Origin of the sequence: Faecalicatena orotica (genome assembly GCF_003149245.1) — a bacterium.
GTDB lineage: Bacteria > Bacillota > Clostridia > Lachnospirales > Lachnospiraceae > Faecalicatena_A > Faecalicatena_A orotica.
The window spans coordinates 250858-273973 of the sequence record NZ_QGDL01000001.1 but is presented as its reverse complement, the minus strand read 5'-3'; the positions used below and the strand labels follow the sequence as shown (position 1 = coordinate 273973).

General features: G+C 44.9%; 18 protein-coding genes. All 18 read left to right on the top strand.

Annotated elements, in window-relative coordinates:
- The first annotated feature begins 4 nt into the window (after positions 1–4).
- The 18 genes from iolN to A8806_RS01130 all read left to right on the top strand — a co-directional run bounded on the left by iolN (position 5) and on the right by A8806_RS01130 (position 23110).
- Positions 5–967 (top strand): 3-dehydro-scyllo-inosose hydrolase, encoded by a 963-nt coding sequence (gene iolN / locus A8806_RS01220; protein ID WP_109729335.1) that lies wholly within the window; start codon positions 5–7, stop codon positions 965–967.
- A 139-nt stretch (positions 968–1106) separates the two neighbouring features.
- A complete protein-coding gene (locus tag A8806_RS01215) occupies positions 1107–2150 on the top strand; it encodes a zinc-dependent alcohol dehydrogenase (protein ID WP_109729334.1) in 1044 nt (347 codons plus the stop codon).
- 36 nt (positions 2151–2186) lie between these two features.
- Entirely contained in the window at positions 2187–3233 is a 1047-nt protein-coding gene (locus A8806_RS01210; RefSeq protein ID WP_181368535.1) for a zinc-dependent alcohol dehydrogenase, read from the top strand.
- 10 nt (positions 3234–3243) lie between these two features.
- Positions 3244–4068: a sugar phosphate isomerase/epimerase family protein gene (locus A8806_RS01205; RefSeq protein WP_181368534.1), complete on the top strand. Its 825-nt coding sequence runs from the start codon at positions 3244–3246 to the stop codon at positions 4066–4068.
- Between the two features lie 14 nt (positions 4069–4082).
- A complete protein-coding gene (locus A8806_RS01200; RefSeq protein ID WP_109729331.1) occupies positions 4083–6098 on the top strand; it encodes an NAD(P)/FAD-dependent oxidoreductase in 2016 nt (671 codons plus the stop codon).
- Positions 6099–6165: 67 nt separating this feature from the next.
- Positions 6166–6930: a type I 3-dehydroquinate dehydratase gene (gene aroD, locus A8806_RS01195; protein ID WP_109729330.1), complete on the top strand. Its 765-nt coding sequence runs from the start codon at positions 6166–6168 to the stop codon at positions 6928–6930.
- Between the two features lie 122 nt (positions 6931–7052).
- Positions 7053–8300, top strand: coding sequence for an MFS transporter (locus A8806_RS01190; protein ID WP_109729329.1), 1248 nt, complete (start codon positions 7053–7055; stop codon positions 8298–8300).
- A 33-nt stretch (positions 8301–8333) separates the two neighbouring features.
- Positions 8334–8834, top strand: a complete 501-nt coding sequence (locus tag A8806_RS01185; RefSeq protein ID WP_109729328.1) for a TRAP transporter small permease — start codon at positions 8334–8336, stop codon at positions 8832–8834.
- Positions 8822–10108, top strand: coding sequence for a TRAP transporter large permease (locus A8806_RS01180; protein WP_109729327.1), 1287 nt, complete (start codon positions 8822–8824; stop codon positions 10106–10108). The genes A8806_RS01185 and A8806_RS01180 overlap by 13 nt, the downstream gene beginning before the upstream one ends.
- Positions 10109–10114: 6 nt before the next feature.
- Positions 10115–11140, top strand: a complete 1026-nt coding sequence (locus A8806_RS01175) for a TRAP transporter substrate-binding protein (protein WP_416388167.1) — start codon at positions 10115–10117, stop codon at positions 11138–11140.
- A gap of 193 nt (positions 11141–11333) precedes the next feature.
- Positions 11334–12095, top strand: coding sequence for an ABC transporter ATP-binding protein (locus A8806_RS01165; protein WP_109729325.1), 762 nt, complete (start codon positions 11334–11336; stop codon positions 12093–12095).
- A complete protein-coding gene (locus A8806_RS01160; protein WP_109729324.1) occupies positions 12095–14068 on the top strand; it encodes an FtsX-like permease family protein in 1974 nt (657 codons plus the stop codon). Before A8806_RS01165 ends, A8806_RS01160 begins: the two co-directional genes overlap by 1 nt.
- A 208-nt stretch (positions 14069–14276) precedes the next feature.
- Entirely contained in the window at positions 14277–15896 is a 1620-nt protein-coding gene (locus A8806_RS01155; RefSeq protein WP_109729323.1) for a response regulator, read from the top strand.
- Positions 15893–17632, top strand: coding sequence for a cache domain-containing sensor histidine kinase (locus A8806_RS01150; protein WP_109729322.1), 1740 nt, complete (start codon positions 15893–15895; stop codon positions 17630–17632). The genes A8806_RS01155 and A8806_RS01150 overlap by 4 nt, the downstream gene beginning before the upstream one ends.
- Positions 17633–17815: 183 nt before the next feature.
- Positions 17816–19174, top strand: a complete 1359-nt coding sequence (locus A8806_RS01145; RefSeq protein WP_109729321.1) for an ABC transporter substrate-binding protein — start codon at positions 17816–17818, stop codon at positions 19172–19174.
- Between the two features lie 12 nt (positions 19175–19186).
- Positions 19187–20155: a carbohydrate ABC transporter permease gene (locus A8806_RS01140; RefSeq protein ID WP_207657838.1), complete on the top strand. Its 969-nt coding sequence runs from the start codon at positions 19187–19189 to the stop codon at positions 20153–20155.
- Positions 20145–20984 carry a carbohydrate ABC transporter permease gene (locus A8806_RS01135; protein WP_109729320.1) on the top strand — a complete coding sequence of 280 codons (840 nt, stop codon included), beginning with the start codon at positions 20145–20147 and terminating at the stop codon, positions 20982–20984. The genes A8806_RS01140 and A8806_RS01135 overlap by 11 nt, the downstream gene beginning before the upstream one ends.
- 83 nt (positions 20985–21067) lie before the next feature.
- Positions 21068–23110 carry an alpha-amylase family protein gene (locus A8806_RS01130; RefSeq protein ID WP_109729319.1) on the top strand — a complete coding sequence of 681 codons (2043 nt, stop codon included), beginning with the start codon at positions 21068–21070 and terminating at the stop codon, positions 23108–23110.
- Positions 23111–23116: the final 6 nt, after the last annotated feature.

Sequence of the window (23116 nt, the reverse complement as noted above, 5' to 3'; positions counted from 1 at the left end):
AATCATGGCAGAGTGGAGTTTTCCAAACGAAGGACAGATGGAGTCAGCAAAGAAGATGTATTATCAGACAATGACAAAAAAAGATGTTGAGGAGAGGCTGGAGAAAGACGATATCATCATTATCCCGGTAGGTTCCACAGAGAATCACGGGAATTCAGGTCCAATCGGTGAAGATACATTTATCGTATCAAGGATTGCAGAAATGGTGGCAGAGAAGGTTGGATGTACAGTGGCAGAGCCGGTATGGTATGGCTCACACCCCTTCCATCATATTGGGCAGCCTTGCACAATCCCGCTTCCGGACGATGTTTTTATGGCATATCTGCGTGCAATTATCACCGGTTTTTGGAATACTGGATTCCGTAAGATGATTTTCATCAGCATGCATGGCCAGGAATATTCCCTTCCGGTTGCAATTCAGGAGTGGGGGAAAAAATATCAGGTGCCTGCGATGATTTACTTTGTAGATTTGCCGCGTGTCATGGCCCAGACATTGATGGACAAAGAGCATGGCGGACCATTTAACAGACCGTTCCAGCATGCTTGTGAGGCAGAACAGAGTATCTCACTGGCACTGTTCCCGGAATACTGCGACATGGAACACGCTGAAGACACAGATGTACACGGAATCCTTCCGGCAGGGCATGTAGACCGGGGCGGTGATATCTATGGCAACCCAATCCCGGGACACTGTGTTGTGGGAAATGCAGGAATTGAGTGTGTGACAGCACCACAGGGGGTATTAGGACACGCGACAGAGGCAGACCCGGCTAAGGCAAAAGCATGTATCGAAAAGGTATGTGATTACCTTGTTACATTACATCATGACATTTTGGAAGCATGTCCGGTAGGAAAACTTCCTGATGCAAAATACATGAGCCAGAGAGATCCGGAAGAGATAGAAAAATTATTAAAAGGACCTACAAAAGGCGGAAAACATATCTATACAATCGCATGGCCGTGCTAATTTGATTCAATACACAATAATTATCTGACAATGGAGAGCAAAGGGGTCAGACCCCTATGCAAAAGGGTCAGACCCCTTTGCAGAACCCCTTTGCGATTCTCTTAATGGACGGGGGAGAAGGAAGAAGGAGATCAGGATAATGGGAAAGGCAATGAAAGCATTAGTTTATCATGGACCCGGTGTGCTGGAGGTTGAGGAAAGGGCAATTCCAATGCCGAAGGCAGATGAAGTACAGATTAAGATTAAGAAGGTATCTATCTGTGGTTCTGACTTAGGAGCATACAGGTTCGCATCGGACCGATTTGCACCGCCGCTTGTTTTGGGACATGAATTTTCGGGTGATATTACCATGGTAGGGGATGAGGTCAAAGATCTGAAAGCCGGGCAGAAGGTAACGGTGAATCCTATGGTGTTGTGTAATGACTGCTTTTTCTGTAAACGTGGGGAAGGTAATCTGTGCGGGAACAGGAAGAGTATGGGCACTGCAATCGGGGGCACACAGACTGATGGGGCGATGCGGGAATATGTGACCGTGCCGGCATGGATGGTTGTCCCTGTTGCGGATAATGTTTCTTATGAAGCAGCGGCAATGCTGGAGCCATGCGGAGTGACACTTGCCTGTGCGAAGACTGGGAGGACAGTAGATGAACAGAGTGTCGTGCTTATTGGTTCTGGTCCAATTGGACTGTTGATTGTAAAATTCCTGAAGGCTCTGGGAGTTCCGAAGGTGATTGTATCCGACATCCTTGACACAAGACTTGCGAAGGCAAAAGAATGTGGGGCAGATGAGGTCATTAATGCGAAGGATGAAGATGTTGCAGCAAGAGTAAAAGAACTTACAGATTCTTATGGCGCAGACAGAGTCATCATTGCTGCCGGGGTCGGTTCTTCTATCAATCAGTCCTTTGAGCTGGTAAGAAATGGCGGAACAATCGTACTTGTAGCACTGATGCATGAAAAGGTAGAGATTGACCCAATGGAGATTGTGGGAAGAGGGCTGAAGTTCCTGGGAAGCTATATGTTTACTTCGGAAATGAAGGAGGCGGCGCAGATGCTTGCTGAGGGACGCCTGAATGTAGAAGACCTGATTACCTCAACGTATCTTCTTGAGAGAGGACAGGAAGCGTTTGATATTCTGAATAACCCGCAGAATACGGAAATAAAGGTACAGATTGAAGTGTAATTGGAAATGTAGATTGATGAAATGGAGGAAAAATCTATGAAAGCATATTGTTATGTCTCACCATATAAAATCGAGGAACAGGAACGTGAAACTCCGGAACCGGGAAAAGGCCAGGTAAGGATTAAGGTCAAAGCCGTATCTATCTGCGGTTCAGATACGGGAGGGTTCAAAGGTACCAGCGCCATGCGGGTGGCACCACTTGTAATGGGACACGAATTCTCCGGTGTCGTTGATAAATATGGAGAAGGCGTGGAGAACCCATCCATACCGGTTGGCGGCAGGGTCGTAGTGTATCCAAACATCCAATGCGGCGAATGTCCGGACTGCAAGGCAGGGCTTCCAAATCTCTGTGAGGAACGTTTCATCCCGGGGACAACCATGCCGGCAGGCGGATATGACGGCGCAATGGCAGACTATGTGGTAGTCCCGGCAGAAAAGCTGATTCCTATCCCAGACAGCATAAGCTTTGAGGAAGGCTCCATGTTCGAACCTACTTCCGTTGCGCTCCGCGGCGTTAAGATGTTAAGTGATGTAAAAGATAAAGTCGTTACAGTTTTCGGCGCAGGCCCAATCGGTCTTTTGGCATTAGAATGCTTAAAATATCTGGGCGCAAAGGATGTAATCTGCATTGACCTGAACCAGCAGCGTCTGGAAAAAGCACTGGAATGCGGGGCATCCCATGTAATTAACTCCGGGCTGGAAGATCCTGTATTAAAGGTAATGGAAATCACGAACGGCAAGGGCGCAGATGCCGGAGCTGACTGTGTAGGCATTGCAGTCAGCCTGAACACCAGTATGAAGATGGTCAGAAACGGCGGTGAAATTGCGATGATTGGCATGGCAGCGGAGCATATGGATGGATTTGAGTATAAATATGCAGTGGCACATGAGATGAAATTAAAGGGCAGCTATTGTTATGTTGACGAATTATACGAGATTCCAAAGATGCTTACATCCGGCAAGATTAACCTGAAAAAGCTGATTACGACCGTTGCGCCGATGAATCAGGTACAGAAGAAGATGGAGGAGCTGGTATCGGGCAGGTCAACAGATGTAAAAGTTGTGCTAGTAAATGAGGATTAGGGGGCGGCTTATGAAAATGAAAACCAGCCATTTTGGCTTTGTAAATGAGGCGGATCAGATTGCGGCAGCCGGATATGATGCAGTTGAACTGCATATTAAGGAAATCATGTCATTTGATGATTTAGAATACCAGAAAGCAAGAAAACTGGTGAAAGACAGTGGGATTGCAAGTGAGGTCTTCGATAATCCCCTCCCACTCGATGTAGTGGTTGCGGATGACAGTTTCGACTTTGCGTATTATACAGAATACCTGAAGAAAGCCGTAGACAGGACTGCCAGGATGGGTGCAAGGTATTTTGTATATGGCAACGGGAAGACCAGAAGCCTTCCGGAAGGGGCAGGGCGTGAGGAGGCGTCCAAGAAGAATGAGCAGCTGATTGTCACGCTGTGCGATATCGCCAGAGCGTACAATATCACGATTATGATGGAGCCTCTTGCAGCGGCAATCTGCAATTCTGTCCTAAGCGTGCCCGAGGCCTACGACTATGCAAAAAAGCTGGGATGCGGGAACCTGAAGACACTGCTGGACTTCAGATGGTTCATCGCAGGCGGGCATCCTTATTCAGATATTGTAGAATATGCGGACTTTATCAAGCATGTCCATGTAGATAACCCACTTCTTCCGTTTCCCGAGAGGAGAGTTCCTATGGCGGGCGATGGATTCAATTACGGGACACTGTTTGAAATATTGAAGTCCATCTCCTATAAAGGATACATTTCTTATGAGGCGAATACATTCAACGACTATCAGCAGGACATCAGAAAAGGACTTGGCCTGCTCAAAGATTACGGCATCTATCCTTACCGGTATGATGCAGATATAAAAGAAGCATAAAAGGAGTAATCAATATGAAGAAACACGAAAAATATCCAAAATTATTTGAACCGTTCACAGTCAGGAGAATGACAGTGAAAAACAGAATATCAATGGCGCCTATGGGAACCAACTATGGGGAGCAGAATGGAGAAATGAGCTTTCTTCATATGGATTACTACGAGCAGCGGGCGCAGGGCGGGACAGGCCTGATTATTGTGGAAAATGCATGCGTGGACTTTCCGCTGGGGTCTAATGGGACTACACAGATCAGGATTGACCATGACAACTATATCCCAAGACTGTATAAGCTTTGCGAATCCGTACACCAGTATGGTACCTGCATTGCCATTCAGATTAACCATGCAGGGGCTTCGGCTCTGGATACACGTATCGGGATGCAGACGGTATCTTCCTCCGACATCCCGTCCAAACCGGGCGGGAGTATACCTAGACCGCTTGAAAAGGAAGAGATCCTTTCGATTGTGAAGCGGTATGGGGAGGCGGCAAAACGTGCACAGACAGCGGGATTTGACGCAGTGGAGATTCATGCCGGGCATGGATATCTAATCAGCCAGTTCCTTTCCCCTACCATGAATAAGAGAACCGATGAATTCGGAGGCTGTGCCGAGAACCGGGCACGGCTGGCAAAGCTGGTGGTGGAAGAGGTCCGCAGACAGGTGGGGCCATTTTTCCCGATTTTCTGCAGAATCAGTGCAGATGAACTGGCAGAAGGCGGGAATACATTGGGAGATACAAAAGAGCTTCTCACCTACTTTCAGGAGGAAGTGGATGTCATAGATGTGTCAGCAGGGCTGAACAGTTCACTGCAGTACCAGATTGACAGCTGCCAGCTGGAGGACGGATGGCGCTCTTATATGTCGAGGGCAATCCGGGAAACATTCCAAAAGCCTACGATTACAACTGGTAATATCCGATCTCCAAAGCGTGCGGAGGAGATTCTGGAAAATGGGGATGCTGACTTTATCGGGATGGGAAGAGGTCTGATTGCCGATCCCGAATGGGTGAATAAGGTAGAATTCGGCGGGGAAGACCGCATCAGAAAATGTATTTCCTGCAATATCGGCTGTGCCGGACACAGGCTGGCACAGAATACGCCAATCCGCTGTACAGTGAATCCTTTGGTGAACCGTTGGGAAGACAAGACACAAAAGGTTGTGAAGCCATGTAATGTGGTTGTCATAGGCGGCGGAACTGCCGGGCTGGAAGCCGCATGTACGGCAGCAGAGACTGGCTGCCAGACTTTCCTTCTGGAACGCAAAGAGACTCTGGGTGGTCTGGCGGCGGAAATCAGCAAGATACCGGATAAACGCAGAATCCATGATTTTGTGGAATATCTCACTAACCGTGCCCAAAGCCTTCCAAATCTGTATACATTTACTGGAATGGAAGCAACGGCAAAGTTCGTACGCAGCCTAAAGCCCAACATCATCGTGAATGCCACCGGTTCTAAGCCTCTGCTTCCGCCGATTGAAGGGCTGCATGACTGGATTGACAAGGAAGGCAGCCGGGTATATTCCATCCTGCGCATGATTGATAATGTGGACTCCTTCCCACAGAATATGGAAGGGAAAAGTGTGGCAGTCATAGGCGGCGGCGCCGTCGGACTGGATGTGGTGGAGTTTTTCGCCCCAAGAGGCGCAAAGGTGACGATTGTTGAGATGCTCGACCAAATTGGGCGCGACTTAGACCCTGTCAGTAAGCTGCGCATGCGGGAAATCAGTGAAAAATATGGTGTCAGAGAACTTACAAAAACAGCGCTTACCAAAGTAGAAAATACGCAGTTTCAGGTGAAGACGCCAGAAGGCAGGACAGAGGTGATCACATTCGACTATGGGTTTGTCTGTCTTGGCATGAAGTCCCAAAGTCCGATACTGGAAAAGATTGAAGAGGTATGCGGCGGGGAACAGAAGGCGGAGATGATTAACATCGGAGACAGCGTACGTGCCAGAAGGATTATCGAAGGTGTGTCAGAAGGGCATAATATCCTGAATTCACTCAGGAAGCATGGGTATCTGGCGAATAAGTAGGGCAGAAAGCGGCCGCAGCGGATATCCAAAGATTAAGCAGCAGTAGGAATAAGTGGAGGAGTAAGGCATGGAAAAGACTTTGAAAATCAGAGATATGGAGTTAGGCACAGGAATGCCGAAAGTCTGTGTTCCGATTACAGGGAAGGATAAAGCGGGGATTCTGCAAGAGACAGAACTTGCACTGCAGGCAGGGGCTGACCTGATTGAATGGCGGGCGGATTATTATGTGGATGTGGATGATGTTCAAAAGACTGCCGGACTGGGCAGGGAACTCCGCAAGAAGATGGGCAATAAGCCAATCCTGTTTACTTACCGTACCGAAGGGACCAACCACTCGATAGAATTAGAAAAATACATAAGACTGAATCAGTCTATGGTGGATGCAGGCGACGTGGATCTGCTGGATATTGAGTTGTTCATGGGTGATGAGGTCTGTCAGGACTTCTGCGGATATGCACATGGAAAAGGGAAAGCAGTGATTATCTCCAGCCATGATTTTGAAAAAACGCCGAATGAACAGGAAATTGTGGGACGGCTGTGCAAGATGAGGACGCTTGGGGCGGATGTGCCTAAGGTGGCGGTTATGCCTAAAAATGCGGGAGATGTCCTCACGCTTCTGTCAGCGACGAATCAGTATGCCAATGCACATGCGGATGGCCCTCTGATTACGATGTCGATGAAATGGCTGGGTGGAATCAGCAGGATCAGTGGTGAAATCTTCGGCTCGGCGCTGACCTTCGGAAGCACCATGCGGGTATCAGCGCCCGGGCAGCTTGCGATAGAAGATCTGAAGTATATCCTGAATGTGCTGCATCATTCGGAGAATCAATAGACTGTCCCGTGGCAGAGCGCGTGGGAGAAGTTCCCGGGCGGGGAAGTGGACGGGATAAAGGAGACCGTAACCAAAGCCGTAAGGTGTAATGAAAAAGGCGCGGTGATTGAAGGAGTAGAAAAATGAGTGAAATTGTGAGTGGAAATACAAGAAAAGAGTCCGGCCCAAATGGAAAATATCTGGGCAGCGCATTTATTCTGTATCTGAATTATTTTATACATGGGATTGGCTGTTCTCTGCTTGGGCAGCAGGTGATTAAGGAGTTCCTTGCTGGGCAGTGGGGAACAGGCGTGGAGAAAGTAACGATGGTTGCGGCAGCTTTGGGACTTGGACGTCTGATTACCCTGCCATTTTCGGGTCCGATTTCAGACAGGATGGGGCGCAGGCCCTGTGCACTGCTCGGAATTGCTTCTTATGCATTGTTCTTTGTGGGGATTGCGTTTTCTCCGAATATGCAGGTGGCGTACATTGCAGCAATTCTGGGCGGGGCTGCCAATTCTTTTCTGGATACAGGGGTCATTCCCGCATGTGTCGAACTTATGGAGCCAAAATCAGGACTTGCTACGATGCTGACGAAGCTGTTTATTTCTATGGCACAGCTTCTGCTTCCGTTCATGATGGGGGCTTTGGCCGTGGCAAATCTTCCGTACTCTGTACTGATGTATGTATGTGCGGCGGTGATTCTGGTGATAGGGGTACTCGTGCTTAAGATTCCGCTGCCTGAAAAGAAAGCAGCGGGAGCGGCAGAAGGGAAGACGGGAGACAAAGCGGATTCTTTTCTTGGCAGCCTAAAGAAAGCAAAATTTACGGTGGAAAGTGTTGCACTGATTGCAATTGGATTCACCTGTACGGCTACCTTCCAGCTCTGGCTGAACTGTGCGCAGACATTTGGAAAAGAAGTGGCACATATGACAGACCCGGGCATGATGCAGACTTATTATTCAGCAGGCACCATTGTGGCGATTTTTGTTACATCTGTGCTGGTTAACAAGTTCCTTCCGGTACGGTTTTTGGCTATTTATCCGGCTATCGCAACGGTCATGCTGGTTCTGGTCTATATGATTAAGACGCCTGCTATCTGTATGGCGGGGGCTTTTGTAATCGGTTATTCGGCGGCAGGCGGTGTGCTGCAGCTTGCAACAGCTACGGTGAATGACCTGTTTCCTACGATTAAGGGGACTATTACAAGTATTATCATGATTGCATCGAGTCTTTCTAACTATACAATCCTGTCGCTGGCTGGTTCTCTGGGGGCAGCAAAAGGAGCTGGTTCTGTTATCATACTGAATATCGTGATTACGGCAATTGGCGTCATGTTGGCATTATTTGTGAACCTGCGGTATGGCAGGCTGGCCGGAAAAGAAAAATAGAGATTTTTCCGTTGTGGAGATGGGAGGCGTTTTATGAAAGCTTTGGGATGGCTGAATAAGCATTTTGAAGAAATGTTATTGATTGTGCTGCTGATGGTGATGACGCTGATTATGGGAGTACAGGTCTGCGCCAGATATATATTTAATTTCTCTCTGTCCTGGACAGAGGAACTGACACGCTATCTTTTTGTTTGGAGCGGATTCCTAAGCATCGGTTTTGCCACACAGAAAGCGATTGCAATCCGCTTGGAGCAGCTTACGGATAAGCTCAAAGGCCTTGCGAAGTCAGCTGTTTTTATTTTGGATTATGTATTAGAGTTTGTGTTTTTGGCTTATATGATTCCGGCGGCATGGAGATATCTTATGACTGCAATTGAAAGCGGGCAGGTTAGCACTGCCTGTGAGATGCCGATGTGGATGCTGCAGGCAGCACCGTTTGCAGGATTCCTTTTAGCAGAAGTCAGATTGGCGCAGAAATTTTACTTGGAAATAAAAAAATGCCGCAAGAAAGGAGGAGAAGCATGTCAGCAGTAAGCGTATTTCTGATATTTATTATTTTGCTGGTGTTATCATTCCCTATCGCCTCATCTTTAGGAGTCGCGTCCTTATTGCCGGGAGCGTTTGACTCCAGTTTTACGGCAAGTGTCTCCTATGTCATCCGCTCCATGCTGGGCGGTGTGGACAGCTTCCCGCTGCTTGCTATTCCGATGTTCGTGCTTTCCGGGATTATTATGGCAAGGGGCGGCGTATCCAGAAAATTATTTGACATTTTTACATTTTTTATCGGGAAAAGAAGGGCAGGCGTACCCTGTGCGGTCATTATTACCTGTCTTTTCTATGGGGCAATCTCAGGTTCTGCACCTGCAACAGTGGCGGCAGTAGGGAGCATGACAATTCCTATCTTGATTAATCTGGGGTATGATAAGACATTTTCCACTGCTATCGTAGCTGTAGCCGGCGGGCTGGGGGTTATCATCCCTCCGAGCATCCCTTATATCCTGTTTTCTATGGCGTCCGGTGAGTCAGTCGGGGATCTGTTTAAGGCGGGAATTATCCCCGGTATCCTCATTGCTGTGCTTTTGATGGCGTATGCGTCTTTTTACTGCCAGCGCTATGGAGAAGATACGGAGAAAATTAAGGAAGTTGTGGATATCCTCCGCGGGAGAGGTTTTCCTCATCTAATGAAGGAAGGTATCTGGGCATTGCTGACTCCGGTTATCATTCTGGGATGTATTTACGGAGGGATTGCGTCTCCGACAGAGGCGGCGGTTATCTCGGTATTTTACGCGCTGTTTGTCAGTATTGTAATTTATAAGACACTGAAAATGAAGGATATCGTCGCAATTTGTTCTGAGGCGGTGCGTACTTATGGGCCGTTGATGTTTATTCTCATTGCATCGACTGCATTTTCAAGAGTGTTGACCCTGATGCAGGTGCCGCAGACAATCAGTGGATGGATTCTGGATACATTTTCAGGGGCAGTGGTCATCATGATTGTGATCAATGTGTTCCTTCTGATTGTGGGAATGGTGATGGACACCAGCCCGGCAATCCTGATTACGACGCCCATTCTGCTGCCAATTGTACTGGAAATCGGGATGGATCCTATACAATTCGGTATTGTCATGGTTATCAATCTGGCGATTGGGTTTGTGACGCCGCCGATAGGGGTGAATCTATTTGTGGCAAGCTCTCTTTCTGATATTCCGGTGATGGAAATTGCGAAAAAAGCGTTCCCATTAATAATGATTTTTCTGGCTGCATTGCTGCTCATTACATTTATTCCGGCAATCAGCCTGACACTGTAAGGAGGGATGGATGTGAGAAAATTAAGAGCAGGGCTGACAGCGGCAGCCTGTATGATTGTCCTGACGCTCAGTCTGTGTGCATGCAGCTCAGAGGGTGGGAAAAAGGAAAGCGTGCAGAATTACGCATGGCCTTTGGGGACAAGCAGCCCGGAGGATACGGTCACGCAAGTATTTGCTGAAAAATTCGTAGAAGAAGTAAGCAGATTAAGCGATGGCAAGATGCAGATCAGCATCTATCCCAACTCTACGATAGGCAATGACAGAGAATTGCTGGAAAGCTGTAAGGAAGGGGATATTCCGTTTGTTGTTCAGAACACGGCGCCTCAGGTCAGTTTCATGCCGGAGATGGCTGTATTCGACGTGCCGGCAGCATTTAAGACAATAGAAGAAGCCCGTAAGGCAGTGGATAACCCGGAATTCTACGAAAAGATTGAGGGAATCTATGAAGAAAACGGCTATCATCTGTTAGGCATGGCGGATCAGGGATTCCGGGTAATGACGACGAATAAGAAAATCACAGCAATAGCTGACTTTAAAGGCCAGAAAATCCGGACTATGGAAAACGCCAACCATTTGGCATTCTGGCAGCTTTTGGGGGCAAACCCCACACCTATGGCATTCAGTGAGGTATACATAGGGCTTCAGCAGAACACAATAGATGCAGCAGAGAATCCCGTCGAAGTCATCGTATCCGGCAAGCTGTATGAACAGCAGGATTACGTCGTGGATACAAACCATCTGCCACACTACATCAGCTTATTCATCAGTGAGGAGTTTTTTGGTGAAATGAGTGCGAAGCAGCAGAAAGTCATCACTCAGGCAGCAGCCACGGCCACTTCATATGCAAGAGAGCAGGCAGACATCCGGGTAGAAGACAGGATGGACATCATGGAAGAGTCCGGCACAGAAGTTATAGAATTGTCAGACGATTTGTATGAAAAAATGAGAGAATTATGCGAGCCACTATATCAGGACATACGTGAGCAGGTGGGTGACGAGTTGGTGGATTTGTATACAACAAATAAACAATGAGAATATTCAGAAAATGGAGTGCAAAGGGGTCTGACCCCTTTGCACTCCATTTTCTGTCAGTCCACCCCAGCTTACAATTTTGTAAGGTTTTCTTTGTATTTTGCAAGCTAAAGTTATGGATTGTGAATGTCAAGTCGGTTTATAATAAGTTCGTAAACAAGAGAATGAGGAAGATGAAAGGCAGGAAATAGATATGTCATTGCTGGATGTTAAAAATGTTAAGAAGATTTATACGACAAGGTTTGGAGGCAGTCAGGTGCAGGCGCTTTCGGATGTGACGTTTTCCATAGAATCAGGTGAGTTTGTTGCGATTATGGGGGAATCCGGTTCCGGAAAGACGACCTTATTAAATATACTCGCTTCTCTCGATAAACCGACGGGTGGTAAGGTGTACCTGAAGGGGCGGGACCTGGGGTCGATCAGAGACCGGGAGATGGCGGCATTCCGGCGTCAGAATCTGGGCTTTGTTTTTCAGGATTTTAATCTGTTAGATACGTTTTCTCTGGAGGATAATATCTATCTTCCGCTTGTGCTGGCAGGGAAAAAATATGAAGAGATGAACCGGAAGCTGGAGCCTATTGCACAGAAGCTAGGTATTACAGAACTGCTTAAAAAATTTCCCTATGAAGTGTCAGGCGGACAGAAACAGAGGGCGGCAGTAGCACGTGCCCTGATTACAAAGCCTCAGCTGATTCTTGCGGATGAGCCGACAGGGGCTCTGGATTCAAGAGCTTCGGATGACCTGATGGAGCTGTTTACACAGATCAATCAGGACGGGCAGACGATCCTCATGGTGACGCACAGTGTGAAGGCTGCCAGTAATGCAAACAGGGTACTCTTTATTAAGGACGGAGAGGTGTTCCACCAGATTTACAGGGGGAATCTTACGAATGAGGAGATGTACCAGAAAATTGCGGCTTCGCTGACAGTTCTGACCACAGGGGGTGACCGGTAATGTTTTATCCGAAACTTGCATGGACCAATATCAAGAAGAATGGGAAGACTTATATTCCGTATATCTTGACCGGTATACTGACCATCATGATGCTGTATGTAATGATTGCAATCAGCCTGAATACAGGGCTGGACCAGATGGAGGGCTCAAATGTCCTGAAGCTGATCCTGCGCTGGGCCGCGACGATCACCGGTATTTTTTCGGCAATCTTTCTTTTTTATACAAACAGTTTCCTTGTAAAGCAGCGGAAAAAGGAATTCGGACTCTACCAGGTGCTGGGAATGGACAAAGGCAATCTGGCGAAAATGATGGTGTGGGAGACGGTCCTTACTACGGTGATCAGCCTCTTAATGGGCCTGGGACTCGGCATGCTGCTCGGGAAGCTGATGTTTTTAATCTTATTAAAAATGCTGCGTTTTGAAGTCCCGCTGAAATTTGCGGTGGAACCTCAGGCAATGCTGGCGACGATGATCGTATTCCTTGCCGTTTTTACGGTTACACTGTTATTCAATCTTTTGCAGGTGCAGACGGCAAAGCCGGTGGAACTTCTGCACGGCGGCAGTCAGGGGGAAAAAGAACCTAAGACAAAGCGGCTTCTCACCCTCATTGGTGTGCTTACTCTGGGGGCAGGCTACTATATCGCCCAGACAACAGTATCCCCGTTAGAAGCGATTGGAAAATTTTTCATGGCAGTCATACTGGTCATTATCGGCACATACTGCCTGTTCACGGCAGGAAGTATCGCGCTTTTGAAGATTTTAAAGAAAAACAAAAAGTTTTACTACAAGACCAGCCACTTCACTTCAGTATCGGGCCTGATTTACCGGATGAAACAAAATGCGGTGGGATTGGCTAATATCTGCATCATGAGTACAGTTGTACTGGTTTTGATATCCGTAACCTTTTCCCTGTATGCAGGAATGGAAGACATTCTTTCATTACGTTTCCCGTCAGATGTTCATGTAACGATCCAGGGAAGTTCACAGGAAAAAATAGATACCGAAAATCAGGTTATAGAAGAAGAGGCCGAAAAGGCCGGTGTTGAGATAGAAAACCGCAGTTCTTACCGTTCGGGAACATTTACGGCTATATACAAGGAAAAGGAAGCAAAGCTGCTTCTGGAGGAGGATTCAGATATCTCAAATGAAACTGCAAATTTCAGGACACTGGTCATCATTCCGCTGTCAGACTATAACCGGCTGGAAGGAAAAAAGGAATCACTTGACAAAGACCAGGTACTGGTTATCGTGCAGGGGGATGAGTTTGATTCGGATACAATCTATCTGCAGGATGAAGGCTTTGCAGTGAAAAAAGTAATGAAGGATACGAGAAAAACAAAAGATGAACTCTCATATGTTGTAAAAAGCATCATTCTGGTAATGCCGGATGCAGATAAGATTGCAGAGCTGAAGAAGACCTACGGTTATGAAGGCTCGGATCAAATCATATACACTGATTATTTTGACTTAAGTGGCAGCGGGGACGCAAAAGAATCTGTCATGGCCTCCATACAGAAGCGTCTGACAGCTGAGATACCGGAATCGTTTACAGAATATAAGGGGGCATTCAGGCAGGATTTTTATGCACTCTACGGCGGCTTTCTGTTCCTTGGTGTATTTGTCGGGGCGCTGTTTATCATGGCAACCGTGCTGATTATCTATTATAAACAGATTTCAGAAGGGTATGATGACAGGAACCGGTACCAGATCATGCAGAAGGTGGGGATGAGCAAGAAAGAAGTACAGCGTTCGATCAAGAGCCAGGTACTATTGGTATTTTTCCTGCCATTGCTGGTTGCGATCGTACATGTGGCATTTGCCTTTAAAACAATCACAAAACTGCTGGCAATTATGAATCTCGTCAATATACACCTGTTTTTGATGTGTACTATAGCAACGGTGCTTATATTCGCGGTATTCTACGGAGTAGTATTCCTGATTACATCGAGAGAATATTACAGGATTGTCCAGTAAATCATGAAAGTGCCTCGGGGCAGTCGGTTAATGGAAAAATTTAACCGGCTGCCCCTTTTTCAGAACAGTTATATTCTGTTATCTATGTTTCTATTCTACGGGAAAAAGGAAATTATTCTGTTATATTTACCGGAATATGATAGAATGAAACTGATTCTGAAAACTTCCGAAAGGTAATCAGGTATTAGGGAGAGGAGAGGCAGAGAGTATGAGGGTGCTTGTGGTAGAAGATGATTTTATTGTACGGAAAGGAATCATTCTATCGTTGGAATGGGAAAAAGAAGGATTCGAAATCTGCGGGGAAGCGGCAAATGGTATACAGGGATTTCAGAAAGTAAAGGAGACTCATCCTGATATTATTCTGACTGATATCCGTATGCCGGGGGAAGATGGTCTGGCTTTTTCACAAAAAGTAAGGGATGCATACCCTGCTATTAAGATTGTTATACTAAGCGGGTATGATGATTTTGCTTATGCAAAGCAAGCTTTGAAAATAGGAGTGTTCGAGTATCTTTTGAAACCTGTAGATGCAGATGAACTGTTGTCTGTAGTAGTACGTTTACGGAAAGAGATTGAGAAAGAACAAAGGAAATACAAAAAAGAAGTTTTCCAACAGAGCTTTGTTGAGGAAAATTACGAATATGTCAAGGAAAGATTTTTAAATATATTGTTGGAAGAAGATTCGTCAGGGGATGAAGAGATCACTCATACTATAGAGAAAGGGCGGCGCCTGGGTCTGAATTTTGATGGTCCAGTCTTTCAGGTGGTATTAGTTTCCGTTGATGATTTCCTGCTTTTAACCCAGAATTCCAAAGAAGAGCGAAAAGAACTTCAGGTGCAGATAAAAGAAACTATTCGGGAGGTGCTGCATTTATCAGAAAAAGACATGGTTTTTCTGGATAAGAGGGCACATTTTATAGTACTTCTTCAGTACGAGCGTGCAAATGCAACGAATATTATACCATTGTACCAGAAGATAAAAGAGAAACATGGTTTCTATGTCACTATCTCAATAGGACGTGTAAAAGAACATGTATATGAAATTCAAAGCTCTTACAGGGAGGCTCTGCAGGCGTTACGCAGCCGTCCTTATCTGTCAGGGGAGCATGTGATACAGTATACGGATGGGATGAAGCCGGGAAAAGGAATGTTTCTCAATATTCAGAAAAGAGAAAACGAATTAATCCAGAAATTACTGCGTTATGATGGAGATGGGGTCTTGTCAGTTATACAGGGGATTTTTGATGAGGCATTAGAAAAGCATACAGATTTAGAAAAATTAAAAACAGCATGTATCAGGGTATGGATGATTGCGGTTTCAAACCTTGAAGAAATGTCTATTAATCCAGAAATTCTCCCGGAAGGGAATTATGACTATTTACAAGAAATTGATAAATACGAGAGCTTTGAAACATTAAGGAGGCAGATGCTGAGGTTTGGCCGTCAGATTTCCGAATTACTGGCATCGACAGAGGGGCACAAGTATAATGCCATTATCCAGAAATCGATACAATATATAGAAAATCATTTTTCGGAAGAAATCAGAGTGGAACAGATTGTTTCCAGGCTTTATATCACGCCGAATTATTTTAGCCAGGTATTCAAGTCACAGACGGGTATGAATTTCAGTGATTATCTGAATCAATACCGGGTGGAGCGTGCAAAGGAATATCTTAACAATCTGGATTTAAAGATTTATCAGGTTGCTGAAAAATGTGGTTACCAGAATTATAAATATTTTAATACGGTTTTTAAAAAGTATGCCGGATGCTCTCCAAAGGAGTATCGGAACAGGTTATCATGGAAGAATGACGGAGGGAATAAGTGAAAAAGAAGAAACAAATGTTTGTTAGCCTGAATGTGAAAGTTTTTATTTTGGGAATCGTAATCTCTATGATACCAATTGCAATTATAGGCACTGTCCTATATAGAAAATCTCTGGAAATAGTAGAACAGAAGCAGGAGGCAGCATCCGAAAATGCACTTGACAGTATTGCAGACAGTATTCAGGTGACAACGGATTATGTAGGAAACCTGTCACTGTACATTATTCAGAATTCCGATGTGAAAGAAACGCTTTTGGCAGAATCTATGAATGGGAGTGAACTACTGCGGCGTCAGAATGAGGTGGCAAAAAGCCTGATGTTCTATACAGGCCAGAATCAGTTCGTAAATTCTATTTATATTGAGGGCGAAAACGGCCTTGTCTTACATGCCGGTGATGTCCGGGATGTTAAAAGGGAGGAAGAATTGGCCGGTCGTGCAAAAAAGTTGATGGGGAAGTCCTTCTGGACGGGTACTTCAGCGAAAAATGATGACAGCCCTGTGGTTTATCTGACGCTGACACGCAGTATCCGGGACACTGAAAATTTGCAGAATACCCTTGGGACTCTCTGGATTAATGTACCGCTGTCTAAAATGAAAGAGCAGTTTTCAAATTACATAGAAACATATCCGGGATATATAGCACTGGTGGATGATGACGGAAATGTCCTGCTGAGCGCGGGTAAATCAGAGACGGTTATTTCAGATTTAGAAAAACTTAAGGAAAGCAGGATAACAACTATTTCAGACAAGAAGAGTAATACTCTGGTATATGGTAATAAACTTCCTGACACGGGGTGGACGATTGTCAGTGGTCTGGAACGTTCAAAGCTTTTGGAAGAAAACCGGACGATACGCGATTTGCTGATATATGGGATTGTGGCAAGTATGCTTTTATGTCTTCTGACATCGGTGCTTTTTTCCCGTGCCATTCTTCACCCGCTGAGACTGCTTACGGGAAAAATCCGGGAAGTAAAGGAAGACAACTATGATGTCCAGCTCCAGTTTGAAAGTAATGATGAAATAGGCATTTTAAGCACACAGTTTAATGCTATGACAAGACGTATGAATGAATTGGTCAATGAAGTGCTGACAGGGAAAGTGCTTCAGACTGAGGCGGAACTGAAAGCGCTTCAGGCACAAATTAACCCTCATTTTTTATATAATAATCTGGACACTGCATATTGGATGAGCAGGCTGGAACATGCGGACAAAACCGGACGTGTTGTTCTTGCAATAGCGGATCTTTACAGGCTTACGATGAACTCCGGACAGAAATTTATTTCCGTAGAGACAGAAATACGTTATGTAGAAAATTACATCGTAATACAAGAATTGCGTACGGCTGACCAGATTCAGTTCCACATTGAGGCAGACGGAGAACTGTTTCAATGGGCCACGATGCGTTTTGTGATACAGCCATTAGTGGAAAATAGTGTGGAACATGGAATTCTTCCAAGTGGAAGAGAAGGTGATATCTGGATCAGGGGATTTAAAGATGAGGAGAACTTATATTTTGAAGTGGAGGATAACGGAGATTCCATAGATATCAGTGAGATTGAAGAATTGCTTATGGACGTCAAAAGTGAGGAAAAGAGAGGTATGGCAATCCGCAATATCGACCAGCGTATAAAACTGCAGTTTGGAAAGAACTATGGTCTTTTTTTCCGTGCCGGCAGGGAAAACGGAACAGTAGTGCGGATTGTACAGCCGTTGCTGGCTTACACAAAACATATGTAGACAGGTATAATGAAACAGCTAAAAAGGATACAAAGTAATCGTGATAAGAGTCTGTCAGATCAGGCTCTTTTTGCATATTGAATAGAAAAGTGGATATTTTTATAGTTTACATGGTTTTTTGCAGGAACAGTATACGATATGCTAATTATATAAATACACCGAAACAAAAAGGAGGACAAAAAAATGAGGAAAAGAACACAGATTCTTTCTGTTGTATTGGCAGCGGCAATGGTCGGCGGAATGCTGGCAGGCTGTTCAGGGACAGAAAAGGATGCAAAGGAAAGTGGAGCAGGAGGTGATTCATCTAAGACTACTTTGACTATTATGCATATGGGGACGGATGAAGCCATTAAAAACGGGGATATTGAATCAATTATGATGGACAAGGCTGTGGACAATTTTAAAAGTAAGTATCCGGATGTGGAACTGGTGGAGGAAATTGTCAGTCAGGAAGCCGGGTATGAGACGAAATTAAAAACACTGGCTGCGGCTAATGAGCTTCCGGACCTGATTATGGCACTTCCATCTATGATGGGATCATTTTACGAGAACGGACAGATACAGGATTTGACGCCGGTTCTGGAAGCAAATCAGGAATGGGCGGATACATTTGCTGATGGTATGTTCGGCGATTATACTTTTGGAGATCATATCCTCGGAGTTCCCCGATGCAGTATCGTAAATCATGTTATATATTATAACAAAGATATTTTTGCAAAATGCGGTATGGACAGCTTTCCTGCAAATGAACAGGAATTTAAAGAGGCGGTGAAGACATTAAAAGAGAACGGATATATTCCTCTTGCAACCGGAAATAAGGGGAAATATGCCATTGCTTCGCAGGTTATGCCCGGTATCCTTATGAAATTCAACAGTAACGAATGGTATGAAGATGTGAAAAACTATAACGGTGCATCATTTGAAGATGAAAGTTCGGTAGAAGCAATTACATATCTTAAAGAACTGATGGATCTGGGATTATTTAATGAAGATGTAAACAGCCTTGATCCTGTACAGGTACGCCAGATGTATTATGATGGTAAAGCAGCAATGTATATTGAAGGATCCTGGTCAGTTTCTAATTTAATTAATGAAGCATCACAGGAAATCCTTGACAATACAGAGATTACGGTTTTTCCACCGGTAAAAGGAAAAGAAGAACTTAAAGGCCAGATTGTAGGCGGCCAGGGGTGGGGAATCAGCTTAAGAGAAGGACTGGCCGATGACCAGCAGGAGGCAGCGGTGAACTTCTTAAAAGAAATGTCGGCACCGGAAATCCAGACATTGCTGATTGAAGGTGGTTCTTTGGCTACAGCAAAAGAGGTTGATTATGATGAAAGCAAATTGGATCCTTTATTCGTAAAATTCCTTGATATGTACAATTCTTATGACAAGATCGTGGGGTGTCCGGAAGTACAGCTTTCTACTGCATACATGGATGCAAGCTATGTAGGTTATCAGGAGATGTCCATTGGCTCGCTTACACCGGAAGAACTGGCGGCAAAGCTTCAGGAAGCACATGAAAGCGCAAAAAAACAATAAGGGGATGATGAAATGAGAAAAGATAGACAGACCCAGGGGGCATATGACAGGATATGCCCCGCAGGGGGACTTGCGTCAAAGGGCAGGCCAAAGTATAAAAATCCTCTTATGCCGCCCGGAAGAAGAATATTTGGATATCTGAGTATTCCAGTGGGCGTTTATCTGTTCATAGTAGTGGTCCCGACTTTATTTGCATTTGGATATAGCTTTTTTGAGTGGTCAGGCGGCCCGGGGAAAAAATTTATTGGTTTAGACAATTATATACAGCTTTTGCATGATAAGACTTTCTGGCTGTCCTTTAAAAACACTATGCTGTTTACTGTGCTGATGGTTGCAGGACAGGTGGGGATTGCATTTATTTTCACATTGTTTTTTACAATGAAATGGGTAAAATTTGTAGAACTTCATCGGAGGGTGATGTATTTCCCAAGTATTATAGCGGCCGTCGTTATCGGTCTGATGTGGCAGCTGATTTATAACAACGATTTTGGTATACTGAACCATTTCCTGCGTGCGTCAGGATTGGACGGCTGGATTAAACCGTGGCTGGATGATCCGAAGATAGCCATGCTGTCAGTAGCGGTTCCGGTAATCTGGCAGTTCATAGGATATTATCTGGTATTACTTATGGGGGCCGTGGCAACTATCCCGAAAGATATTCTCGAGGTTGCGGAGATAGACGGGGCGACTGGATTTAAAAGAAGTCTGTATATTACAATTCCACTGATTTGGGATATTTTAAAGATATGTCTTATGATTTGCTTTGCAGGTTCTTTTAAAGCATTTGACCACATTATGGTTATGACAGGAGGAGGACCGGGAAGGGCAACCAGTGTGCTGTCACTTTATAACTATGATACTTCTTTTGTCCAGATGAAGATGGGTTATGCGTCTGCAATGGCAGTGGTAATCCTGGTGGTATCTATGACGCTGACGATAGGAATCCAGAGGCTGATGGAGGGAAAAGCAAATGACCATTAAGAATACTTTACAGGGGATGTTTAAATTCGTTGTGAATGCAGTTCTCCTTTTGTTTTCTGCATCCTGCATATTTCCGATACTGTGGATGGTGAATTCGGCGCTGAAAACGAGCAACGAGTTTATGCAGAATAGTATGAGCCTTACAACACATCCTTATTTTCAAAATTTCATAGATGCGGTACAATCCAGCGGGTTTTTAGAATGCTTCTTGAATTCTGCAATTCTTGGATTCATTAATGTGGTTTTAACAGTGATATGCGCGCTGGTTGCAGGTTTCTTTATATCAAGATATAATTTCAGGTTTAAAAAGGCCGTGTATTTATTGTTTGTTTCGGGCATGGTTATTCCGATGCTGTCACTATTGATTCCGGTGTTCCTGCAGTTTAAGGCTTTGGGGATGCTGGACCACAGATGGACATTGATTCTGCCATATCTGGCATTCTCACTGCCATTTGCAGTGATGCTTACAGAAAACTATATCAGGACGATACCGGTAGAACTGGACGAGGCGGCATATATGGAGGGATGCAGCACCTTTAAGCTGCTAACGAAAATTATTTTTCCAATGTGTTCACCGATAACGGCAATTATTGTTATAACGTCCTTTATGAATGCATGGAATGAGTTTCCCTTCTCTCTTGTTTTAATTAATGATAAAAGCCTGAGGACAATATCTATTGCGATCAGAATGTTCAATTCAGAGCATGCAATTAACTATCCCCTTTATATGGCAGCACTATTAGTATCTATCCTGCCTATTTTGATTATTTATCTTATATTTTCAAAACAGATCATGAAAGGGATGACGGTAGGGGCAGTCAAGGGCTAGCAGCAGGCCGGCGGGTTATAGCGGGATGAGGGAGAAATTATTTGGTAAAACAAACTATTTAAGAATGAAGGAGAACATAATATATGTGGATTGAAGGCAACTACAGGCGGAGTTTTTTAGATATGCATATTGATGACTGGAATGAAGAGTTTTTATCCAGGGTAGATCCTGAGGGACTTGTGAAATTATTGAAAGATGCAGGCATGCAGCAGATTGTTGTAAAGTGCAGACCGCATACAGGGCTGGCATTTTATCCTACCAAAACCGGACGCATGCACAAGGGGCTGCAAGGAAGAGACTATGTCGGTGAGATGATTCAATTATGCCATAGTAACGGCATTGCAGTTATGGCGTATTTTTCGCAGATATTTGATAATTGGGCATATGAGAAACACCCGGAATGGCGCATGATTAATGGATATGGAAAGACATCCCGAGAAGAGATGGTACCGGACAGCGATTTCATGAGCAGAAAGGGACGTTACGGGATAGTTTGTCCGAATAATGAAGAATATAGGCAGTATGTAAAAGAATGTTTGACAGAAATAACCGAAAACTATCAATTTGAGACTATTTTCCTTGATATGCCGTTTTTCCCGGAAGTATGCTATTGTCCGAGCTGCCGGAAAAAATATTTTGAGAGGACCGGAAGGGAAATGCCAAGAACGATAGATTGGGGGGATAAAAATTTCAGGGAGTTCCAGAGCATTCGTGAGGAATGGATGGGAGAGTTTGCGGCATTTTCTGCGGGCGTGGTAAAGTCAATCCATCCAGAAGTGACAATTGAACATAATCTATCCATGATGGCAGACCCCTGGCAGTATGCACATTCAGATTTGGTAGCCGAGGCATGCGATTATGCAGGCGGGGACCTGTATGGCGGATTCTTACAGCAGACGTATATGTGTAAATATTACAGGAATCTAAGTAAAGCGCTGCCCTTTGTGTTCATATCTTCACGCTGTGATCCCGGGCTGTCTTACCATACGACGACAAAGACAGAGGAAGAATTCGCCCTGCATGCCATGATTGCATTAGTACATAATGGTGCATTTTCCATTTGTGACGGGGCAAACCCGGATGGCACACTATGTGAGGAAGTGTATCAGGGGCCGGTAAAAAGGGCATTTGCCAGGACAATGAACTATGAAAAGTATGTAAGCGGGGATATGCTTACCAATATAAGTGTCTGGTTCCCGAGCCGCTCAAAATGCCATTGGAGTGAGAATGGCAGTCCGGTGACAGATGATAAATATAGCCGGAAGTTCATGGAAACGCAGATTAATATGGGCAAAATTCTCAGAGAAGAAAACCTGCCGTTTGATGTGATCCCAAGCAAGAAACTGAATGGACTGAAAAGTGATGTACTCATTATCTGTGATACTGCAGTCATCCATGATGATGAAATGGATGCGATAGAGTCGTATATAAGGGAGGGCGGAAAGCTTTATGTGAGCGGCCATATCGGACATGGGAGACTTTTAGAACTTCTGGAGGCGGAAAGTATAGGTGAGACGGAGCATGAAGTTACTTATATGAGTGCTGCTGACAAAGGAATGGAAATATTCAGTGATTTTACAGCAAAATCCCCAATGAATGTACAAGGGAAAATGGAACTGCTTAAATTTTCAGGGGAGTATGATATATTAGCGACAATCACTCTGCCTTATACAATGACCGGGAAATGTGAATTTTCGGCAATTCATTCGAATCCTCCAGGTGTCTTTACTGACAGACCGGCAGCCATTGTGAAAAAAATTGGCAAGGGTGAGATTCTCTGGGTAGCAGCGCCGATAGAAAACAGCAGGCCTTATACAAGCAGGCGTGTTGTTGGAAAAATAATCAGAGGGCTGTGTAAAACGTTGGAGTTTGAATCAAATGCCCCTGCTTTTGCGGAAGTCGTTGGATGGAGAAAAGATAGTAAAAAATATTTTGCTGTAATAAACGAGCAGGAGAATTCACCAGTAGCCCCCATTTATGAGATCGAGATAAAAATACCGGGAGCAATCAGCAGCGTGAAGACAGTGGAAGAAGAAATGAAAGTGAAGGCCCGCTATGAGAATGGGATGACGACCATCCTGATTCCGAAGGTAGAGCTATTTACAGTAATAGAAATAGTAGATTAATTTAAT